This window comes from Rhizobium sp. UFLA01-1127, from assembly GCF_059803845.1.
Genome location: NZ_JAUQTZ010000005.1, coordinates 32,651 through 52,214 on the forward strand (window position 1 = coordinate 32,651; position 19,564 = coordinate 52,214).

At 59.3% G+C, this 19,564-nt stretch carries 16 protein-coding genes; 8 read left to right on the top strand and 8 right to left on the bottom strand.

The features are described 5' to 3' along the window. Positions 1–52: 52 nt before the first annotated feature. The 4 genes from Q4Q11_RS02305 to Q4Q11_RS02320 are packed head-to-tail and all read right to left on the bottom strand — an operon-like array spanning position 53 to position 3,993. Complete coding sequence (locus tag Q4Q11_RS02305; protein WP_112511850.1) at positions 53–934, bottom strand: ABC transporter substrate-binding protein; 882 nt, start codon at positions 932–934, stop codon at positions 53–55. A 31-nt stretch (positions 935–965) separates the two neighbouring features. Next, positions 966–2,102: an NAD(P)/FAD-dependent oxidoreductase gene (locus Q4Q11_RS02310; protein ID WP_498568466.1), complete on the bottom strand. Its 1,137-nt coding sequence runs from the start codon at positions 2,100–2,102 to the stop codon at positions 966–968. Continuing rightward, a complete protein-coding gene (locus Q4Q11_RS02315) occupies positions 2,099–3,469 on the bottom strand; it encodes an FAD/NAD(P)-dependent oxidoreductase (protein ID WP_498568467.1) in 1,371 nt (456 codons plus the stop codon). Before Q4Q11_RS02315 ends, Q4Q11_RS02310 begins: the two co-directional genes overlap by 4 nt. Beyond that, positions 3,469–3,993, bottom strand: a complete 525-nt coding sequence (locus tag Q4Q11_RS02320) for a (2Fe-2S)-binding protein (RefSeq protein ID WP_498568468.1) — start codon at positions 3,991–3,993, stop codon at positions 3,469–3,471. Before Q4Q11_RS02320 ends, Q4Q11_RS02315 begins: the two co-directional genes overlap by 1 nt. On the opposite strand from Q4Q11_RS02320, the gene Q4Q11_RS02325 reads away from it, so the two are divergent. From Q4Q11_RS02325 to Q4Q11_RS02335, 3 genes are all read left to right on the top strand, one after another. Then, positions 3,886–5,250, top strand: coding sequence for an MmgE/PrpD family protein (locus Q4Q11_RS02325; RefSeq protein ID WP_498568469.1), 1,365 nt, complete (start codon positions 3,886–3,888; stop codon positions 5,248–5,250). The genes Q4Q11_RS02320 and Q4Q11_RS02325 overlap by 108 nt on opposite strands. 62 nt (positions 5,251–5,312) lie before the next feature. Then, positions 5,313–6,104, top strand: coding sequence for an IclR family transcriptional regulator (locus tag Q4Q11_RS02330; protein ID WP_113215856.1), 792 nt, complete (start codon positions 5,313–5,315; stop codon positions 6,102–6,104). 322 nt (positions 6,105–6,426) lie between these two features. Beyond that, entirely contained in the window at positions 6,427–7,422 is a 996-nt protein-coding gene (locus tag Q4Q11_RS02335) for a GntR family transcriptional regulator (protein ID WP_498568470.1), read from the top strand. An 11-nt stretch (positions 7,423–7,433) separates the two neighbouring features. Here Q4Q11_RS02335 and Q4Q11_RS02340 read toward each other — a convergent pair whose 3' ends face one another. The 3 genes from Q4Q11_RS02340 to Q4Q11_RS02350 all read right to left on the bottom strand — a co-directional run bounded on the left by Q4Q11_RS02340 (position 7,434) and on the right by Q4Q11_RS02350 (position 11,032). After that, entirely contained in the window at positions 7,434–8,963 is a 1,530-nt protein-coding gene (locus Q4Q11_RS02340; RefSeq protein ID WP_498568471.1) for a UxaA family hydrolase, read from the bottom strand. Positions 8,964–9,065: 102 nt separating this feature from the next. After that, complete coding sequence (locus Q4Q11_RS02345) at positions 9,066–9,797, bottom strand: response regulator transcription factor (protein ID WP_112511863.1); 732 nt, start codon at positions 9,795–9,797, stop codon at positions 9,066–9,068. Continuing rightward, positions 9,794–11,032: a GAF domain-containing sensor histidine kinase gene (locus tag Q4Q11_RS02350; protein ID WP_498568500.1), complete on the bottom strand. Its 1,239-nt coding sequence runs from the start codon at positions 11,030–11,032 to the stop codon at positions 9,794–9,796. Before Q4Q11_RS02350 ends, Q4Q11_RS02345 begins: the two co-directional genes overlap by 4 nt. 295 nt (positions 11,033–11,327) lie before the next feature. Here Q4Q11_RS02350 and Q4Q11_RS02355 point away from each other — a divergent pair, with 295 nt between their 5' ends. From Q4Q11_RS02355 to Q4Q11_RS02375, 5 genes are all read left to right on the top strand, one after another. Beyond that, positions 11,328–12,344, top strand: coding sequence for an ABC transporter substrate-binding protein (locus Q4Q11_RS02355; RefSeq protein WP_498568472.1), 1,017 nt, complete (start codon positions 11,328–11,330; stop codon positions 12,342–12,344). A 106-nt stretch (positions 12,345–12,450) separates the two neighbouring features. Beyond that, positions 12,451–13,914 (top strand): sugar ABC transporter ATP-binding protein, encoded by a 1,464-nt coding sequence (locus Q4Q11_RS02360; RefSeq protein ID WP_498568501.1) that lies wholly within the window; start codon positions 12,451–12,453, stop codon positions 13,912–13,914. After that, the gene (locus Q4Q11_RS02365; RefSeq protein ID WP_498568473.1) at positions 13,911–14,855 is read left to right on the top strand and encodes an ABC transporter permease; all 945 of its coding nucleotides are present in this window, start codon (positions 13,911–13,913) and stop codon (positions 14,853–14,855) included. The genes Q4Q11_RS02360 and Q4Q11_RS02365 overlap by 4 nt, the downstream gene beginning before the upstream one ends. Then, positions 14,852–15,802, top strand: coding sequence for an ABC transporter permease (locus Q4Q11_RS02370; RefSeq protein WP_112511871.1), 951 nt, complete (start codon positions 14,852–14,854; stop codon positions 15,800–15,802). The genes Q4Q11_RS02365 and Q4Q11_RS02370 overlap by 4 nt, the downstream gene beginning before the upstream one ends. A 32-nt stretch (positions 15,803–15,834) precedes the next feature. After that, complete coding sequence (locus tag Q4Q11_RS02375; protein WP_498568474.1) at positions 15,835–16,755, top strand: SMP-30/gluconolactonase/LRE family protein; 921 nt, start codon at positions 15,835–15,837, stop codon at positions 16,753–16,755. Positions 16,756–17,590: 835 nt separating this feature from the next. On the opposite strand, the gene Q4Q11_RS02380 is transcribed toward Q4Q11_RS02375, so the two are convergent. Continuing rightward, complete coding sequence (locus Q4Q11_RS02380) at positions 17,591–19,189, bottom strand: purple acid phosphatase family protein (RefSeq protein WP_498568475.1); 1,599 nt, start codon at positions 19,187–19,189, stop codon at positions 17,591–17,593. Between the last annotated feature and the right edge of the window lie 375 nt (positions 19,190–19,564).

Genomic DNA, 19,564 nt, shown 5'->3' on the forward strand with positions numbered 1-19,564 from the left:
TGGGTTCCCCTGTTTGCGCTGTAGATGCGGTCCATAACCAGCCGCCCCTTTGCTATTTTCCGCAGGTCGGCGGTGTCCAGCCGGCGGGGCGATCGACACCGACCCGAAAATTCTCCCCCGACGGCGTGTAGTTCGCATCGCTGATATTGCCATAGCGTTTCCCTATCGCCTTCACTTCGCACGAGGTCCAGAGCGCCCGGATCTGGGCGCTCAGATCTGCGGCAAGAACAGAGTTCTCCTTGGATAGGCCGAACACGTATTGGCGACCGAGGCCAGTCAGAAGTGGAAAGTCCGCGTTGTCGTCGGTGAACGCGCGATTGACGAGGTCCCATTCGGGATTTTTCGACAAGGCATAGTCGATGACCGGCGGGTCGCCCACTAATGCCTCGATGCGACCGGCCAGCAGATCGCGAAGTGCCGCGTCACTGCTGTCATAAAGCGAGAGTTCCAGCCCAGGCACCTTGCGAAGCTCCGGCAGGAACGAAAAGCCCGTCATCGAGCCGACTTTGCGGTTTTCAAGATCCTTCAGGGTATGCCATGCGAAAGCCTTCTTCGAGGTGATGCCGTTTTGAAAATAGCCAGTCGGATCCGTCATCGAGAGCGTCTCGGCACGTTGCCTTGTCCAGGCGACATTGCCGCCGATGATGTCGACGCGCCCGGTCTGCACAGCTGCGATCGCGCCGGACCATTCCATCGGCACGGGCTTGATTGTCAGGCCGAGCTTTTCTGCTGCAATCTGGAGGATGTCGCCATCATAGCCAGAAAGCCGCCCATTGCGGGCCACCAGTCCTGGCATGTCTCCTGTGATGGCGACCGAGAGCACATTGGGTTCGCTCAGATGATAAGCGTGATCGATAGCTGCAGCCGGAGCTGATGCCAGAGTGGCGGCGAGCGCCACGGCGCTGCCGAGGAGCTGATAAATCTGATGTCGCATGTTTGTTCCCTTTCGTTTCCTTTGCAGATTTTTAAGATTGGACAACCGTCGCCAGAGCGCGGTCGAGCCGATTCATGGCCAAGCCCGATATGGATGTTGGCGAATGGCCATCGAGGCAAAGCTCTGCGAGCACGGCGCCGACGGCCGGCCCCAGTTGGAACCCGTGGCCAGAAAAGCCGAAAGCGTGAAAGAGTCCCTCGACGGTGGGGCTTGGGCCTACCACAGGCAATCCGTCGGGCATCCGTCCTTCAATGCCCGTCCAGCTTCGTAAGAGTAGGACGTTCCTGAGTTGCGGCACCATGGTGATTGCAGCCGCGGCAGCCTCCATCGTGACCTCAGCCAGTGGCCTGGCGCGCAGATGTTCCCGATCGGCAATGCCGAGGCCGGCGCCGAAAATGACGCTTCCATGGGCAGTTTGGCGAATATAGATGCCGCCGCCGCAGACGCCGAGATTGGGACCGATCAGGGGAGCGATCGGCTCAGTCACACACATGTTTGGCGCCATTACCACCTCATTAACGTGATCACCGAATTGCGCGGCGATCGCCGAGCCCCACGCACCGGCGGTGTTGGCCAGCCGACGGGCTTTGACCACAGTAGGATCACCATCGAGCCGGATGAGAAATCCATCCCTGGAAGGCTCGGCACTGATCACCCGGCAATTCTCACGGATATCAGCTCCAAGTTTGCGGGCGGCACGCGCAAAGGCGGGCGCGACAAGCCGCGGGTTGGCTTGGCCATCCTCGGCGCAGAAAGAGCCGCCGGCATAGCGGCTCGAAAGATACGGAAATCGAATTTTGAGATCGTCTGCGTCGAGAACGAGAGTGTGAATTCCATGCTCGCGAAGGAGCAGATGATGCGCGATCAGCTCAGCCATATCGTCATCATTTCGGGCAAGCTTCAAATGGCCGGTGGCCGTAAACTCGCAATCCGTTCCGATCAAATTTTCTAAGTCGCCCCAGATTGCACGGCTCCTGCGTGCAAGGGCAAGCTCGGCGGGATGACGCCCCTGCTGACGCACGCCTCCATAATTGACGCCACTTGCCTGCCCACCGCAGCGACCGCGCTCCAGCAGTAATACAGAAGCGCCTTTGAGGCGGGCATGGAGGGCCGCTGAGCAACCGGCAAGCCCACCGCCGATGATCGCCATGTCAAATACGCCCGTCACGGCTCGCCTCGCACAAGATCGGCCAGTGCGATTGGCTTGACCGGCGCCTGGCCACGCAAACGGCCAACCGTCTCGAGACTTGTACCGGTCGTGGCTGAAATGAGTTCGGCAGCGGCGCTACCGCAGAGCCTTCCCTGGCAGCGTCCCATGCCGACCCGACAAAACGCCTTAATTCGGTTGATTTCGGACTCGCCCGACATCGCAACCGACTGACGGATAGTGCCCGCGGTCACGCCTTCGCAGCGGCAGAAAACAACGTCGTCCGACAGTTCGGCAGCAAGTTGATGTGGGAAGGCGAAGATTTGATCCAGCGCCTTTCGAAAGCGCATCGCGTTCTTGATCGTTTGGCCGTCGCGCCGGATCGTACTCAGCTCTGCCTGACCGAGATCATGGAGCAGTGCCGACGCTGCCAGCCGTCCGCTGGCCTGCGCAATCTCGCTGCCACGGATCGAAAGCCCATCACCGGCAAGGTAGACACGTGCGTTTGAGGAGCGTCCTTGGTGATCGGCTCTGGGTAACCATTGTCTTTGAACAGGATCAAAGGAGAAGTCCAGCCCGAGCAGATCAGCGATTTGAGTTTCCGCTTTTAGGCCGTAACCAATAGCGACACCATCGCAGCTTGCGACCTCGTCGCGGCCACGCCATCGAAAGGAAACACCCGTAACATGATCATCCGCGCCGCGAAGGATTTCGGTCAACCGGACGTCGGTTAATAGCCGAATGCCGCGCGCTTGAAGCATGGCGATGTAGAACAGCCCTTTTGCGAAAATGGTTCCGCCCGACGCAAGCGCAGGCAGCCTCTTTATATGACCGAAGGGATTTCCTGCTTCGAGCACAGCGACCACCCTCGCACCTGCCCGGGCATATTGGTAGGCTACGAGATAGAGGAGAGGACCGATACCAGCAAGGACGATACGTCGGCCGATCAGGGAGGCTTCGGCCTTGATCGCGATCTGTGCGCCGCCGAGACTATACACGCCCGGTGCCGTCCACCCCTTCACCGGCACGATCCTGTCCATGGCACCCGTCGCGATGACGAGGTGTGACCAGTTTTGGAGGGACGACCCATGTCTGTCGAGAAGATGCAGCTTGCCGTCGGACGCGCTCCAGATCTGGGTCTCGGGTCGGTAATCTATCTTCGGTCTGAGCGCAGCGAAGGTATTCCGGAATTCGGCCGCCCTTCGTCCATCGAACCCGTAGAGCTCGTCGTCGGCTCTCATGAGCTCGGGCCGTGGATGGCGGAAAATCTGCCCGCCCGGGAGAGATCCTTCGTCGATGACAACAGGGCGCAATCCTGACCGCACAAGGTCGGCCGCAGCCGAAATACCTGCTGGTCCAGCGCCGATGATAACGACCGTGGTATCCATCATATGGTCTCCGGTGCGATTGTCGAAAGTTTCATCCCCGCTTCGACGCGGTTCGTGCAGGCTCGTAGGCGCTGCCCATTATCTCGCCACAACCAGCAATCCTGGCATGCTCCCATCAAGCAGAAGCCGGAACGCTTTTCGGGGGCGAACTCAAAGTTGCGTGTGTGGCCCACTCCCATGCGGATGGCAGTCAGCACAGTTTCACCTTGCCGTGCTGCGTAGGATTGGCCGTCGACTGTGATGCAGATCGTCTCAGCATCACCGATACTAAGCCTCCCAGAGCCAAAACGGGGCTGATCTCTCATTGTCATACCCTTCCTCGAGTATTTGATGTTGACAGCGTATATATCCATATTATGGATGTCAATGTGGATATGAATCCATATAGAGAGATGCAATGAAGAGGTGTTCGAAAGTTGAATACGACCATAAAGAGTATTTGTGCGACGCCCGATGACGAATTTGGCGCTTTGGTTCTGGCGGCTCGTTGCAACGGGATTGGATCCATACCCGCAAACGTCCATAGATCCGCTCGCCTAACCCTTTTGGACACGCTGGGTGTCGCTGCGGCAGGATCAATGACCACTGCAGGAAGGGCATCGCTCAAGGCGGCAGGGGAGATATGGGGCGAGGGCGGAGCGACGGTCTGGTTCTCAAAACGTCGGCTGCGTCCTGTTGGCGCTGCCTTTGTCAATGCGACTTATGCGGCCGCGCTCGACCTCGACGACGGGCATAGGCAGGCATCGGGTCATCCCGCCGCAGCGATCGTACCTGCGGTGCTCGCCGTTGCCGAGCACATCGGTTGCAGTTCAGACCGCTTGTTGAGCGCACTCGTTCTCGGCTACGAGATCGCCGTACGTATCTCGGCGGCCCGCGATATCAAGACGATTCGGACAACGGATACCGGGCTATGGTGCGGACCTGGCGTTGCGGCAGCCTGCGGATGGCTGACAGGCCAGCCGACGTCCGTGATCGCCCACGCCATCGCGATTGCGGGACAAACGGCAACGTCTCAAGCGGCGACTGGCTGGACCAAGCTTGGCCATACCGTCAAGGAAGGCATACCATGGGCAACAGCAAATGGACTTCAGGCCGTGGCGCTCGCAGCCGCTGGCCATAGGGGACCGCTCGACCTTCTGGACGTTCCATCATTTTACGACCGGCAGCGCCTGTTGAACGACTATTCGGAGGACTGGGCCATACAGGGGGCTTATTTCAAGCTTTACAGCTGTTGCCGTTGGGCTCATGCCGCAATCGATGGAGCATTGGAACTCGCGGCTAGATTGCAGGTGGATGCAGATGACATCGAAGATTTGTTGATTGAAACCTTCGACCGTGCACTGACGTTGCCGAACCAAAGCGAACCACAATCCGCCGAGGCCGCACAATATAGCATTCCATTCTGCGTGGCTTTGGCGTTGATACATGGTCCGCAAGCGCTGCTGCCGATGGCTGATACGTACCTTTCCGACAAACGCGTAATCAGTCTCGCAAGACGCGTCCGGTTGTTAAGTATCAATAAATACGCTGACGTCTTTCCCGCCAGCACGCCGGCGTGCGTGACGATAACGGCAAAGGGCAGGAGCGAGGAGGTCGAAGTGCTGCACCCAAAGGGCGAAGCGCAGAATCCCCTAACGGTGAAGGAATTGCAGGAGAAGTTTTGGAAGCTCTCATCGGCACTCTGCAAGAAGCAAAGATTTGGAATTGTCGCGGCCGCCGACGGCCTCGGCGTTCATGACAGTGCGACAGCACTTTTTGAAGCCTTGGGCGGCTACGGCTAGACGTTTACAACGAGCCCCAGATGTATCAGGAATCCCTCTGACGCTAAGTTTGAGGGCAACGGATGGCGAAAGACGAGATTGCGGCGACAGGAACACAACTGCTTGACAGAGCGGTTACGATTTTGAAGTTCCTTGGCGATGCCGGTCAGAGCGGTGCATCAATGGCAACCATTGGCGAGGTGATTGGCCTGAAACAGCCAACCGTCCATCGCATCGTTACCGCCCTTGAGCGCCACGGGCTTGTCGATCGCGAGCGGGAAACCAAGCGCTACCGGCTGGGACTTGCGCTATTCGCAATGGGAGCCGCCGCCGCGGACGGAACCGGACTTCGTCAACTCGCTCGCCCGGCATTGTTGAGACTTGCCGCAGCAACAAGCGACTCGGTTTTTTTGATGGCTCGTGCCGGCTTCAATATAGTCTGTGTCGATCGCCAGCAGGGCACATATGTGATTGACAGCCTGACTGGCCATATTGGCGGGCAGATTCCGATGGGCATAGGGCCGGCAAGCCAGGCGATCCTTGCCTTTCTCCCACCGGCCGAGGCCGATGTCATTCTCGATACGAACGCGATGCTCTACAAGAAATTCGGCGCGCTCACGTCGCGTAAAATCAAAGATGCGCTCGAAAACATTCGCCGGCACGGATATGCGATCGATGATGGAGAGCTCGTAGCTGGAATTTCGTCTATTGCCGTGCCGATCTTGCCGTCCGGCCGCGACGCAATTGCATCGATCGCCATCAATCTCACCAGCCCGCGATTGACAGCCGAGCGAATTCCGGAACTTGTCGCCCTTCTCAAAAACGAAGTGCGAGAAATTGAGCAGCAGCTCAATCCGCTCGCCGAACAAGGGTGAAAATGAATTGCAGCTGTCAAGGTCGTCTTCGGCGTGGCGCCAAGCGCGAGCATTGAAGTCTCTGTAAAGTTGGAGTGTCGCGCTCCCTCAATCTGCCCAATTGCCGAAGGCTCCGCAGGGAGCAGCCGGCCGCAACGTCCGGGATTACATCTGACCTTAAATTAAAACAATCCGATGCGTGCCTATCGATCAAGGTCGACGAAATGTCATTGAACTTGCATCCGAACCGGAAAGTCGGCACTGAAAGGTGAGAAGGTTTTGAATTCGACATGGCGACGTGGACAGTGAACATACCGCCCTGCTTGATGAAGCGGGAAGCGAAATGAACCAATCACATCCGGAGAGCGGCGGCCCGCGCAAGACCAGTCTCTATGAGCAGCTCCATGGGCGATTGAAGACCAAGATCCTCGCTGGAGTGGTGCCTGAGGGTGCGGTCCTGACTGAGGCTGCCCTTGTCGATCTGATCGGCACCAGCCGGGCGCCGGTTCGCCAGGCGTTGCAGATGTTGTTTGATGACGGCCTGATCGTTCGCTTCGAAGGTCGAGGCTTCATCATCGGCGCACCGGGAACGGTGCCGAGGCGGGTAAAGCTCGCCGATTATCTCGGTAAATTGTTCGATGAAAATGGCGACAGGCCAATATTCGCCTGGCAGGCGCTTTACGAGGATGTCGAGCGCATCGTCGTCCACCGCTCTTTCTTCGGCCGCTATCGTATCAACGAAAATGAGCTGGCACGACATTTCGGCGTCGGACGCGCCGTGGCGCGCGATGTGCTGTTAAGGCTCGAGACGCTCGGCATCACCGAGAAGGACGACAATTTTCGCTGGTCGATCGTACCGCTCGACAGTGGGCGCATTCGAGACCTCTACGAGGTGCGCGAACAGATCGAGCCGGTGGCGCTCGCAAGTGCCTTGGGCGGACTTTCAGAAGAGCATGTTGACGCGATGCTCTCACGGCTGTCGCGAGCGCTTACGGATTATCCCGAGATTTCCGCATCGACCATGTACGAGTTGGAGCTCGATCTCCATCTGCGCAGCCTTCAGGCCTGCCCGAACAAGGAGTTCCTGAGTATCCTGAAGCGGACCCATTGCATCCTGACGCTCAGCAAGCACGTCGTCGGTAGCCGCGTAAAGATGCCGGACCACGAGCCTTTCCTTGCCGAACATATCACTGTCTTCAAGATGGTGCAGAAACGGGACGAGGAGGGGCTGCGGAAAGCCATGCGAGACCATATCCGCAATTCACAACCCAATGTGCAGGCCCGCGCGGCCTATATCCGTGAGCAATACCAGCCGGACGAATACGCCTTCATCATCTGATGCTTGGGCTATCAGGTGATGGCGCCGACCTGCCAGGGAACGAATTCGTTGTCGCCGTAGTCGAAGGTCTCGCTCAGCGTCTTCTTGCCGGAGGCAACCGCGATGATCTCTTCGAAAATCCGCTCGCCCGCCGCCTCAATCGTGTCGTCGCCGCTGACGATATCGCCGCAATTGATGTCCATATCCTCGCGCATATGATTGTACATCTCGGTGTTGGTGGCGATCTTGACGCAAGGAGCGGGCTTGAAGCCGGAGACGGAGCCTCTGCCCGTCGTGAAGCAGATCACGTTGCAACCGCCGGCGACCTGGCCCGTGACGGCAACGGGATCGTAACCGGGGGTATCCATGAAGACGAAACCGGGTTCGTCGACGATCTCCGAATATTCATAGACAGCTTTGAGCGGCATGGAGCCGCCCTTGGCGACTGCGCCCAGCGACTTCTCAAGGATCGTCGTCAATCCGCCGAGTTTGTTGCCATAGGACGGGTTGTTGTTGAGTTCGGCGCCGTTGCGGCGGGTATAATCGCGCCACCAGTCGATCCTCGATAGCAGCTTTTCGGCAACCGCCGGCGTGACCGCGCGGCGTGTCAACAGGTGCTCCGCACCATAGATCTCCGGAGTTTCCGCCAGGACCGACGTGCCGCCATTGCGCACGAGAAGATCGGAGGCATAGCCGAGCGCCGGGTTGGCCGAAATACCCGAATAGCCGTCGGAGCCGCCGCATTCCAGCGCAAGCTTGATCCCAGAGACCGGCTGAACCGCGCGCTTGGCGGAATTGACCTCCGGCAGCATGTCACGGATCATTTCGGATGCGGCGGCGATCGTCTTGCGGGTGCCGCCAAGATCCTGGATCGTCATGGTGCGCAGCCGGTTTCCTTCCTCCAGCTTGTAATGCTCCAGAATGGGTGCGATCTGATTGGTTTCGCAGCCAAGGCCGATCATCAGGATGCCGCCGAAATTCGGATGGCGTGCGTAGCCCTGGAGGGTACGGGCCAGATAGCGGTAGCCCTCCGACTGCGTGTTGATGGCGCAGCCGCCGCCATGGGTCAGCGCCACGACGCCATCGACATTGTCATAACCTTCAAGGCCGCCGGTGCGGTTGAAGTGTTCGGCGATATATTTCGAGACCGTCGCCGAGCAGTTGACCGTGGTGATGATGCCGATGAAGTTGCGCGTGCCGACGCCGCCAGCTCCGCGGTCGAAGCCCATGAAGGTCCGGCAGTTCTCTTGCGGCAACATGCCCGTTTCTTCGATATCGACGCTGAACTGATAGGGATGGTCGGATTCGATCACTGCGAGATTCTGCAGATGGACATGGCCGCCTGCCGGAATGAACCGCGTCGCAACGCCGATTGGCTGGCCGAACTTGCGGATCTCCTGGCCGGCCTCGATATCGCGCACGGCCACCTTATGGCCGCGAGGAATTTGGTCCGCAGCGATCAAGCCGTCGATGCCTGTCTGGCTGCCAGCACGGATCATCGCACGAGCGACCGCGACGTCGTCAATGGGGTTGAGCAGGATAACAGGCGAAACGGCGGACATGAGAAATTCCATCAGGTTGAATTAGTGTCTATTGCTAGCAATAGACAATTTTTCGGCGGAAGACGTCAAGGGCGATCGACGTTGGCCGCGAAGTTCTCTCCTTCAATCGTGCGGGTGGCGAGCGAGCCATGCCGCAAGATCGGCCTCCGCTCGCTCCAGGGCGTTGTGATTGAGCAGCTTTCTGAGAAATGCCACCGCAACCGCACGCGCTCTCAGATTGAACCGGCCATCGTCGTCCTGGCTGCCGAGCGGCTGATGGACGCCCAGTTTCACATAGAGCTGCTGCAATCGGTTCTGAACGCTGCGCACCGAGAGATTGCGCCTCTGGGCAATGGCGCGGTCGGTCAATCCGAGCGCGATGTCGACCAGGATCTCATATTCGGCCTCGGTGAAGCCGTTGACGTTTCCCAGGCTTTTTTGCTGCATGCCGCGCACTTCGCGGTCGATCACGCACTGACTTTCGATGAAGATGCTGCGCAGCGCCAGCTTCAGCCGGTCGTCGGAAGCCGATTTCAAAACATAGCCGTAGACGGCGCCGACCGGCACGATACGCGAGACGCCGCGGACATAGGCCTCATCCGAATAGTTCGACCAGAAGAGGATGCGTGTTTCGGGCCGCTCCTTCCATATCGTCCGGGCAGCCTCGATGCCGTTGCGCTGGCTCATCTGCAGGTCCATGACGACGTGGGCGGATTTCAAATCCCGCGCCAGCCGTTCGCCGGCATTGCCGTTTTCAGCTTCGAGCACGCCGTCGCATTCGGGAAGGGCGGCGCGGATCGCTTCATTCAAATAGGAGCGATGAAGCGGATCGTCTTCGATGATCAGAACCTTCATGCCGCCGCACCTCCTGCCGATTGTGTCCTGGCGGGCAGGCTGACGCTGACCAATGTTCCGCCGGATGTGCCGGCCGGCTTGATCGTGAAGCGCGCCGAGATCAGCCGCGCGCGGGTCCTCATGTTTTCGATGCCGCCGCCCGACAATCTGCGGGCATTTCCAAGCCCGACGCCGTCATCCATCACATCGATGGTTACCGCACCTTCGGCCGTTTTTAGATGAACCTCGACGCTCTCAGCTTGGGCGTGGCGGATAGCGTTGTTGATCGCCTCCTGCGCGATGCGGAACAGGGCAATCGATACCGGCTGTTCGAGGCAGTCGATGGCGCCACCTGTCTCATCCTTCAGCTTCCAGATCAACGTGGCCCCGCTCTCCTGGATCGACCGTTCAAGATGGTTCTCGACCGCCTGCGCAAAGCCGAACAATTGGAGGACCGAGGGCTTGGCTTCCTCGATGATCTGACGAAGATCGTGCATGCTGTGCTGCAGGCCGCGAAACATTGGCTCGAGCGCTTCACCGGTGACATCGGGCTGTCGGGCAAGCCGCTCCAGCCGCCGGGCAAGGCGGGTCAGATCGGCCAAAATCTGGTCGTGCAGGTCCATGCCGATGCGTTGACGTTCCGCTTCCAGAGCTTCGGTCAGCTTCAGGGCGCCGAGCCGCAAACCCTCTTCGCGGGCGCGGGCCTCGGCTTCCACGATCGCCGACCGTTTGGCCTGGTCGGCGGCGCGGATGGCAAAGAAGTGCGGTGCGAGGAGATCGGCAATCACGCGCGCGTTCTCGATATCCTGCATGGTGTAAAAGCCCGTCCGGTGGCTTGAGCAGGAGAGGGCGCCGATGACGTGGCCCTGCACCTTCAGAGGCACATGCAGGCGGCTATGCAGAGACTGATGGAAGATCGGATGCGAGAAGGCGCCCTGGAAATGGAATTGCGGATCTCTCCAGGCATCATCGGTTAAGAGATAATCGGTCTCGCCCCATAAAAGCGTGCGGATGGGGCTGTTGCTGACGGGTGCCGGAAAACGGCGGCCCCAATCCGTTTCCATGCCGCTCTCGTATGCTGTGTGGAATTGCTCGTCCACCAGCATGATGCATACATCCAGATGATCATGCGGAATGACGTGACTGATTTCCGCCGCCACCGCCCGAATGACGGAATGAAAGTCGAGTTGTCCGGCAAGCAGCCTTGATATGTTGAGGTAATGGTCGAAGACCGATTCTGGCGCCAAATTGCGCAAAACACGCCCTCCCAGGCAAAGCATCGACCTCTTCTCCTCCGGCCGATGACGGCATGCGAATTCCCGACGCCATTAAGCGCCGATCCAAGCGATCCGTCTTGCGGACTTGCGCATTTTTTCTGCGGGATCCCGCAGGGATCCGCATGTTAAGCGCCTGTACAAGCGAAACAATCTCCGACATCCTGTTTCTACTGACTGGGGAACCTTCAGTGCAAATATTATTTTCGATCGTTCGAGGAGCCCGTTCGAAGATCTTGGCCCGACGGTCGAAGCTCGGGCTCATTGGGAGGAAAATATGAATATTGCCAAGATGCTTCTGGCATCCGCCGTCGTCGCTTGCGTCGCCGTGCCGGGTTCCGCTTTTGCCGATACATCGTCCAAGAAAATTGCATTGTCGAACAACTATGCCGGCAATTCCTGGCGCCAGGCCATGTTGACCAGCTGGCAGAAGGTCACCGGCGAAGCGGTCAAGACCGGTGTCGTTGCTGCCGCCGATCCGTTTACGACAGCCGAGAACCAGGCGACCGAGCAGGCCGCCCAGATCCAGAACATGATCCTGCAGGGCTATGATGCGATCGTCATCGACGCCGCATCCCCGACCGCGCTCAACGGCGCCATCAAGGAAGCCTGCGATGCCAAGATCGTTGTGGTTTCCTTCGACGGTATCGTCACCGAACCCTGCGCCTGGCGCATCGCCGTCGACTTCAAGGGCATGGGCGCCAGCCAGATCGAATATCTCGCCAAAAAGATGCCGAAGGGCGGCAACGTCCTTGAAATCCGCGGACTTGCCGGCGTTTCCGTCGACGACGAGATTTCCGCCGGCATCCACGAAGCCGCCGCCAAATATCCGCAGTTCAAGATCGTAGGTTCCGTCCATGGCGACTGGGCACAGGATGTGGCTCAGCGTGCCGTCGCCGGCATCCTGCCGAGCCTTCCCGATATCGCGGCGGTCGTAACCCAGGGCGGCGACGGCTATGGCGCAGCCCAGGCATTCGCGGCAGCAAAGCGTCCGATGCCGACGATCGTCATGGGCAACCGTCAGGATGAGCTTGCCTGGTGGAAGAAGGAAAAGGATGCCAGCGGCTATCAGACCATGTCGGTCTCGATCGCGCCCGGCGTCTCGACACTCGCCTTCTGGGTTGCTCAGCAGATTCTCGACGGTCAGCCGGTGAAGAAGGATCTTGTCGTGCCGTTCCTGCGCATCGATCAGGATAACCTCGAAGCCAACCTCGCCACGACACAGGCGGGCGGTGTCGCCAACGTCGAATACACGCTGGACGATACGAAGAAGGTGATCGCCGCGGCGAAGTAGTCGATATCGATAGGCAAATGAAGGCCGGTGCTGCCAACGAGGCGGCGCCGGTCGGACGCAACGCCCGGCCGGACGATCCATGATTGCAGTCAAAGACAATAGCGCGATGAAAGAAAATGCCGGGCGGCAGGCCGTCGTCTCGGCCAGAGGCGTCAAGATGCATTTCGGCGCCGTCAAGGCGCTCGATGGTGCCGATCTCACCATTCATGCCGGCGAATGCATCGGCCTTGTCGGCCACAACGGCGCCGGCAAATCGACGATCGTCAATGTCATCAACGGCGGTCTCAGCCCCCACGAAGGAACGGTCGCCTATGAGGGCAGCGATAAGGTGCACGGAATCAATGCGGCGCGTGCGCATGGCATTCGCTGTGTCTTCCAGGAGCTTTCGCTTGCGCCCAATCTGACCGTCGTCGAGAACATGCGGGTCGTTCACCATGGTCTTTCCGGCTGGAGCTGGCGCCGGCGGGCAGCAGAGATCGTTCGCGCCAAGCTCGATGAGATTTTTGCCGGCCACAGGATCGATGTCATGCGCACGGTTGGCGAGCTTTCCATCGCCGAACGGCAGATGGTCGAGATCGCGATCACTTTCTCCACCGTTAGCGAGAGGCCGAAACTCGTCATTCTGGATGAGCCGACGTCCTCGCTTGATGCTGGGCTTGCGGCGCAATTGATGGCCTATGTGCGTAGCTTCGTCCAAGCCGGCGGTGCTGTGATGCTGATCTCGCATATTCTCGGCGAGATCCTGTCGACCGCCAGCCGCATTCTCGTGATGAAGGACGGCCGTGTCGTCGCCGATCGCGCCGCTCAGGATTTCAGCGTCAACAGCCTTGTCCAGGCAATGGGCAGCGTCGTCAAGGAGCAGGACCGCAAGCGCCGCAATGAGGAGCGTGCCGCAACGGCTCCGATCCTTGCTCTGCCTTCGCGCGGCGGAAAAGGTCTCGCCTTCGAAGTCCGCAAGGGGGAGGTCGTTGGCCTTGCCGGTCTTGCCGGCCACGGTCAGACCGAAATGCTGCTCGATCTCCATCGGTCATTGTCGGGCAATTGGCTGCCGGGAAGGCAAAACAATATCACTTTCGTCGCCGGCGATCGTAGCCTGAACGGAACCTTCCCTCTGTGGAGCATCCTGAAGAACCTCAGTATCGCATCGCTCGGCGATCTATCGAAGATGTCTCTCGTCAACAGGCAGCGTGAGGAAGGTCTTGGAGCCGACTGGAAGGGACGGATCGAAATCCGCACGCCGACGATGGCAAACGGCATCCTGTCGCTGTCGGGCGGCAATCAGCAAAAGGTCCTGTTCGCGCGTGCGCTGGCGACAACCTCGCCGATCGTTCTGATGGATGATCCCATGCGCGGCGTCGACATCGGCACCAAGCAGGAAGTCTATCGGATCTTAAATGACGAGGCTTCCGCCGGGCGCACCTTCATCTGGTATTCCACCGAAATGGACGAGATTTGCCTATGTGATCGCGCCTATGTCTTTCGCGATGGCGCAATCGTCGCGGAACTGGTTGGAGAAGATATTACGGAGGAAAATGTGCTGGCAGCTTCCTTTGAAGGGGAGGGCGCATGATCCGTCCATCGTCCTCCACCTTGCGTTTGCTCATCCCGGCGCTGTCACTTGCCGTCCTGCTGGTCGCGGTCTTTTATCTTCAGCCGCGGGCCATGAGCTATGTCGGCCTCAATCTGCTTTTCAATCTCGCAGTGCCGATCGCGCTGGCGACGATCGCCCAGATGATGATCATGTCGGTCAATGATCTCGATCTGTCGATGGGAACCTTCGTCAGCTTCACCGCCTGCGTGGCCGCGACTTATTTGCAGTCGGCGCCGCTTTTGGGCATTGTCATCCTTGTCGCCGCGATTGCCGTCTACGCCGTCATGGGTGTGATCATCTACGTCAGGGACTTGCCATCGATCGTCGTTACGCTGGGCATGAGCTTTGTTTGGGGCGGGTTCGCGGTATTGCTACTGCCGGCACCGGGCGGCACGGCACCGGATTGGATTCGCTGGCTGATGACGTCCAAGCCGCCGCTCGTCCCGATCGCGATTGTTGCGAGTGTCGTCATCGCGCTGATTTCCCACCTGATCGTCATGCGTTCGTCGTTCGGCGTGCTGATCCGCGGCGTCGGCGGCAATCAGCGTTCGCTTGAACGTGCCGGCTGGTCCGTCGTCGCCCTGCGCGCAGCAGCCTATGGGCTTGCCGGTCTCTTTGCGGTCTTGTCCGGCATTGCGCTGGTCGGGCTTACCACGTCGGCCGATGCGAATATCGCGCTGCGCTACACGCTGTTGTCGATCGCAGGCGTCATCCTCGGTGGCGGGGAATTCATCGGTGGCCGAGTCTCGCCGATCGGCGCTGTCGTCGGTGCTTTGACACTGACCCTGGCGGGCTCCTTCCTGTCATTCCTGCGGATTTCGCCGGACTGGCAGATCGGCGCGCAAGGCGCCATCCTGATCATCGTGCTGGCCCTGCGGCTCCTGCTCAACCGTGTCGAAAAGCGGGAAAAACAATCATGATCGCTCTTCGTGCGCTCGGCCGGAAGCCCTGGATCTGGTCGTTCTTCGCCACCATTATCGTCTGGCTTGTCACCGTGCTTTTCACCGGTGGCGCAAGCTCCCTTGGCCTGTCGCAGGCGGCGCTGACCTTCGCAGCCTTCTCCGTCATCGTCGGCATCGGGCAGATGTTCGTCATCACGCTTGGCCCAGGCAATATCGATCTTTCCGTGCCGGCTACCATGACGCTTGCCGGCACCTTGGCGCTGAAGCTGATGAATGTCGAGGACGGCATGATCGTGCCCGGTTTGCTGGTGTCGATCCTGATCGGCCTTGGCATAGGCATCGGCAATTATGCCCTGATCAAGCTCTTGCGCATCCCGCCGATCATCGCGACGCTCTCGATGAGTTTCATCATTCAGTCGACGGCAATCTGGAGCAACCGCGGCCTGCGCATCAAGCCGCCGGAGCAGCTCGCCGATTTCGCCACGTCCGGTTTCCTCGGCATCCCGAATGTTGCGATCGTTGCGCTCCTGCTCTCGGTTCTTGCCTGGGTCCTGCTCGAGCGAAGCATTTACGGCAGATGGATCTCGGCAATCGGGCAGAGCATGTTCGCGGCGCGCATGGCGGGTATTCCCGTCGACGGAACGCGGCTTGCGACCTATGTGCTCTGCGCCATTCTTTCGTCGATCTGCGGCTATCTGCTGGCAAGCTTTTCCGGCGGCGCTGCCCTTAACATGGGAACCGAATATCTGCTGATGTCGATAGCTGTCGTCATCATCGGCGGAACGGCTGTCGCCGGTGGCGATTCAAACGTGCCGGGCATATGGGGGGCTTCCCTCTTCATGTTCCTGGTCGTTTCCATGCTGAACACATATGGCTTCGGCGCAGGTCCAAGGCTCGTTCTCACCGGCCTCATCATCATAGCCGTCATTCTCGTCGCAGGAGGCCGCCCTGTCGGCGGGCGCTGACACTGTTCCCTCAGCAGTTTTAGGAAATAGCAATGCCAAATGATGTATCGTCCCTCTATGAAATCTACGACATTCGCTTCCGAAACCTCGTGGTTCCAAGTGCCGGGCTTGACGAGCTTTATTCGGACTGCCGTTGGGCGGAAGGCCCTGTCTGGTTCGCAGATACCGGATGCCTGATCTGGAGCGACATTCCCAGCGAACGCATGCTGCGCTGGGTGCCGGGAGGCGGCGTATCGATCTTCCGTGCGCCGTCGAATTTTGCCAATGGCAACACGCGGGATCGTCAGGGGCGGTTGATATCCTGCGAACATGGCGGCCGCCGCGTGACGCGCACCGAGATCGACGGCTCGATCACCGTGCTTGCCGACAGCTACAAGGGCAAGCGGCTGAACTCGCCGAACGACGTGGTCGTCCGCTCGGATGGATCCATCTGGTTCACCGATCCGACCTACGGCATCCTCTCCAACTACGAGGGCTACAAGGCGGAGCCCGAGCAGGCGACCCGCAACGTCTACCGGCTCGATCCGTCAACCGGAGCACTGGAGGTGGTGGTCGACGATTTCCGCCAGCCGAATGGCCTGGCTTTTTCTCCCGACGAGACAAAGCTCTATGTAGCGGACTCGGCGGCAAGCCACGACGTCAATGCCCCGCGGCACATTCGTATCTTTGACGTTGTGAATGGCAAAAAGCTCGCAAACGATCGGGTCTTCTGTAACATCGACACCGGTATCCCCGACGGCTTCCGGGCCGATGTCGAAGGCAACATCTGGACCAGCGCCGGCGACGGCGTCCATTGTTTTGCAGCCGACGGAAGCCTGATCGGTAAAATCAAGATACCGCAGACGGTCGCAAATCTTACCTTCGGCGGACCGCGGCGGAACCAGCTGTTCATAACCGCGACGCAATCGCTTTATCGCGTTTTTACGACGGCAACCGGGGCGCAGATGCCTTGAACGGTTGGCGTGGTGTAGATAAGGCGACGAGAAAGCTGCAGCACCGAAAGCTATGCTGCAGCTGTAGCAAACCGCCGACAAGATAGTGCCGCCTCAGGGTCCGAGGCGGCGCTATTCGGCTCATAGCAAGCCTTCGCGAATATCTTGACGGGGAGGTTTGTCGAGCGTTCAGGCCAAAACTACCGACTAATCCTAGATAAAATGGGGCCTTGCCGGACAAGGCCCATTTCAGAAGTTTGATTCCTTACACGCCTAGTCGCAGACGGTGCTGCGGACCACGACCCTGTGGTGATGGCGGTACGCGTAACGCCTCTCCGTCCAGCACCGCCGGCCATAGCGATATCTCGGGCCGTCATAGTAGCCATCATATGCATAGCCTGGCGGGTAGCGATAGTAGCGTGGTGGTGGCCTATCGTAGTCGTAGCGAGGCCCAACACCGTACTCAAAGTAAACCTGGGAGAATGCCGGCGACGCTGATAACGTCGTTGCAAGCACCAGCGCTGCGATTGCGATCATTTTCATGTCTTCGTCCCATCCGATTTGGACACACTCATTGGCAAGGCTGTATCCCACGCCACGGATGTTAATACGTCATGAGCGTTGCTCCTGAAATGGACCAAAGTCCCGGTCTATCCGGACTTTGGCCCCATAAGGCGCAAAAGCATTTCCGCTTGGACCAAGAGGCTGTCTAGTCGCTTCGGTTCAATGAAGTTCGTCGGGATGCCGAAATTTCCAATGTTGACCAAGCTATTGACTCGGCGGCAATGCGGCCCATCCGCTATCAACGCTGGGATTTCTGACGATATTACCGTCGACGCCTGCCTCTTCTCTCGCTTTAGTCTCGCCGTGGGCGCCGCAGAGTGAAGCTTTCAAACGGTGCGATCTGACCATCGGGGCCGACCACGTCGTAATATGTCACCTTGATCGTCGTGAAGTCACCCGGATGGGCGCCGGGGTCTAGGTCGAAAGCGGCAAAACCATAGGCGTGGGCGACATTTCGCACAGCCGACCATGGCGCTTCTTCCACGACATAGACCGGTGGGCGCTTGTGAGTGTCGGGATTGAGATCGCCGACTCGCATGATGACACGGCAGCAGGGCGGGTTGAAGAAAAGTTCGTTCGACGGGACCGAAGTGCCGCCGCCGCCGATCACCATATGCACCGTGCCCTTGGTCGTGTCGATCACGTCGGTTGCGGTTCCAACCGGGATCGGCGTCAACGTTTCATTATTCTGCTGGCCCCGGATGGGATGGGAGCGTTCGTAATGGTGCTCATGTCCGCAAACCACCAGATCCACGTCATACTTATCGAACAGCGGTAGCCATTCCTGGCGGATACCAAGGTCGGCTCCATTGAACTTGTCGGCTGTGGAAATGGCGACCTGATGCATGCATACCACCAGCCAATCAATCCCCTTGTCGGCTCGGGCGGCGGCGAGCTCCTTCTCGAGCCAGGCCTTCTGGGCGCCGCCTGAATAGCCGCGCACATAGGAATCGCCGCCATCCTGGTAGACAACGTCGTCATTGGCGATCGCAACCACCCGCACCGAACCTGCCGTGAAGCTGTACCAGAGACCATGCGTTACATCGGTCTGCCCGTCGGCCGTCGGCAGAGAGAAATAGGTCTGGTAGGCCTTGTAGCCGATCGGTCCGTTTCCGAGCTCGTTCTCGTGATTGCCGGGGGAGGGCATCCAAGGGCGGTTGCGGGCGCTGCGCGTATTGTTGTTCCAAAAATCCCACCAGGTGCGCACGCGGTCCTGAGCGAGATTGGCGTAGCATAGGTCCCCGTTGAAGAGATGAAAGAGCGGACGCAGGCGCTCGACGCCGAGCGTGGTATCGCCAGCGGCGGGCGAGCCGAGATTATCATTAATATAGGTGGGGCCGTTCAGCTTCACGCCGGCCGGCGGAACGAAGACCTTGCCGAGGGTGGGCGTGCCTTGATCACCGAAGCTGGTGAAGCGCAGGGGCTGGCGCCCGCGCGGAGACGTTCGGAACGTGCCGAATTGCGGCTCGGCGCCATCATGGAGGGCCGCGTAGAGATAGGAGGCGTCCGCATCGAGCCCCCTTACCTTGGCATGATATGCATAGACGGTTTGGTTGGACTTGGCGTCGACATAGTTTGCTTCGTCCGCGGCCACCGTCTGCTCGAGCTTGCCGTCGGGGCGGCCGATAAGCACGCGCGGCTGCTTCACCGGTTGCAACGTATGCCAGGATACGACCATTTCAGCAGAAGCATCGGCGCCAAACTGGAGATGGAGCCCGGCGACCGGCGGCGTTACGATCGGATCCGGCAAATCAGTGGCAGCCGCTGTTGGCGCATCCTCGTCAGCGCTGGCAAACGAGCCCGTCAGCAGCACACCAGTACCGATGCCGGCGGCGGCAAGGAGCTTGCGGCGGCTGATATCAAAGTTCTTGTCGCTGTCGGGTGTTGTCATGGCGGGGCGCTCTAACGAGTTTGGGTGCTTCTTGCTAGCGCGAGACCGTGACTGTGGTGCGACAGTCTGGCTAGGCCGCAACCACAAACGGCGACCAATCGAGACATCCCGGCTCGACTGCTGCCTGCGCCGATAGATATTAATCGCTGCTTTTTCTCAGCAGTTCCGGTCCGGAACAAATGGTCAGACAGGATTGCCTCCACCCCCATCTGGCCGCGAGACAAAACATCTCTCCGCGTGGTCAAAGCTGATTGGCTCGGTTGCGCTAGCTGAACTGAAAAAACCGCCCAGATCGAAAGTCATGCGGCATGCACTCCAGACTGGCTAGATCAGTGCTATCCGGTTGTCGGCCAACAACTGAGATTTGACCGATGA

What these genes read in the sequence shown, in the direction of transcription:
- Q4Q11_RS02305 (WP_112511850.1), bottom strand. Translation starts at nt 934, where the DNA reads ATGCGACATCAGATTTATCAGCTCCTCGGCAGCGCCGTGGCGCTCGCC.
- Q4Q11_RS02315 (WP_498568467.1), bottom strand. Translation starts at nt 3,469, where the DNA reads ATGGATACCACGGTCGTTATCATCGGCGCTGGACCAGCAGGTATTTCG.
- Q4Q11_RS02320 (WP_498568468.1), bottom strand. Translation starts at nt 3,993, where the DNA reads ATGGACGTTTGCGGGTATGGATCCAATCCCGTTGCAACGAGCCGCCAG.
- Q4Q11_RS02330 (WP_113215856.1), top strand. Translation starts at nt 5,313, where the DNA reads ATGGCGAAAGACGAGATTGCGGCGACAGGAACACAACTGCTTGACAGA.
- Q4Q11_RS02335 (WP_498568470.1), top strand. Translation starts at nt 6,427, where the DNA reads ATGAACCAATCACATCCGGAGAGCGGCGGCCCGCGCAAGACCAGTCTC.
- Q4Q11_RS02340 (WP_498568471.1), bottom strand. Translation starts at nt 8,963, where the DNA reads ATGTCCGCCGTTTCGCCTGTTATCCTGCTCAACCCCATTGACGACGTC.
- Q4Q11_RS02345 (WP_112511863.1), bottom strand. Translation starts at nt 9,797, where the DNA reads ATGAAGGTTCTGATCATCGAAGACGATCCGCTTCATCGCTCCTATTTG.
- Q4Q11_RS02355 (WP_498568472.1), top strand. Translation starts at nt 11,328, where the DNA reads ATGAATATTGCCAAGATGCTTCTGGCATCCGCCGTCGTCGCTTGCGTC.
- Q4Q11_RS02360 (WP_498568501.1), top strand. Translation starts at nt 12,451, where the DNA reads ATGAAAGAAAATGCCGGGCGGCAGGCCGTCGTCTCGGCCAGAGGCGTC.
- Q4Q11_RS02365 (WP_498568473.1), top strand. Translation starts at nt 13,911, where the DNA reads ATGATCCGTCCATCGTCCTCCACCTTGCGTTTGCTCATCCCGGCGCTG.
- Q4Q11_RS02370 (WP_112511871.1), top strand. Translation starts at nt 14,852, where the DNA reads ATGATCGCTCTTCGTGCGCTCGGCCGGAAGCCCTGGATCTGGTCGTTC.
- Q4Q11_RS02375 (WP_498568474.1), top strand. Translation starts at nt 15,835, where the DNA reads ATGCCAAATGATGTATCGTCCCTCTATGAAATCTACGACATTCGCTTC.
- Q4Q11_RS02380 (WP_498568475.1), bottom strand. Translation starts at nt 19,189, where the DNA reads ATGACAACACCCGACAGCGACAAGAACTTTGATATCAGCCGCCGCAAG.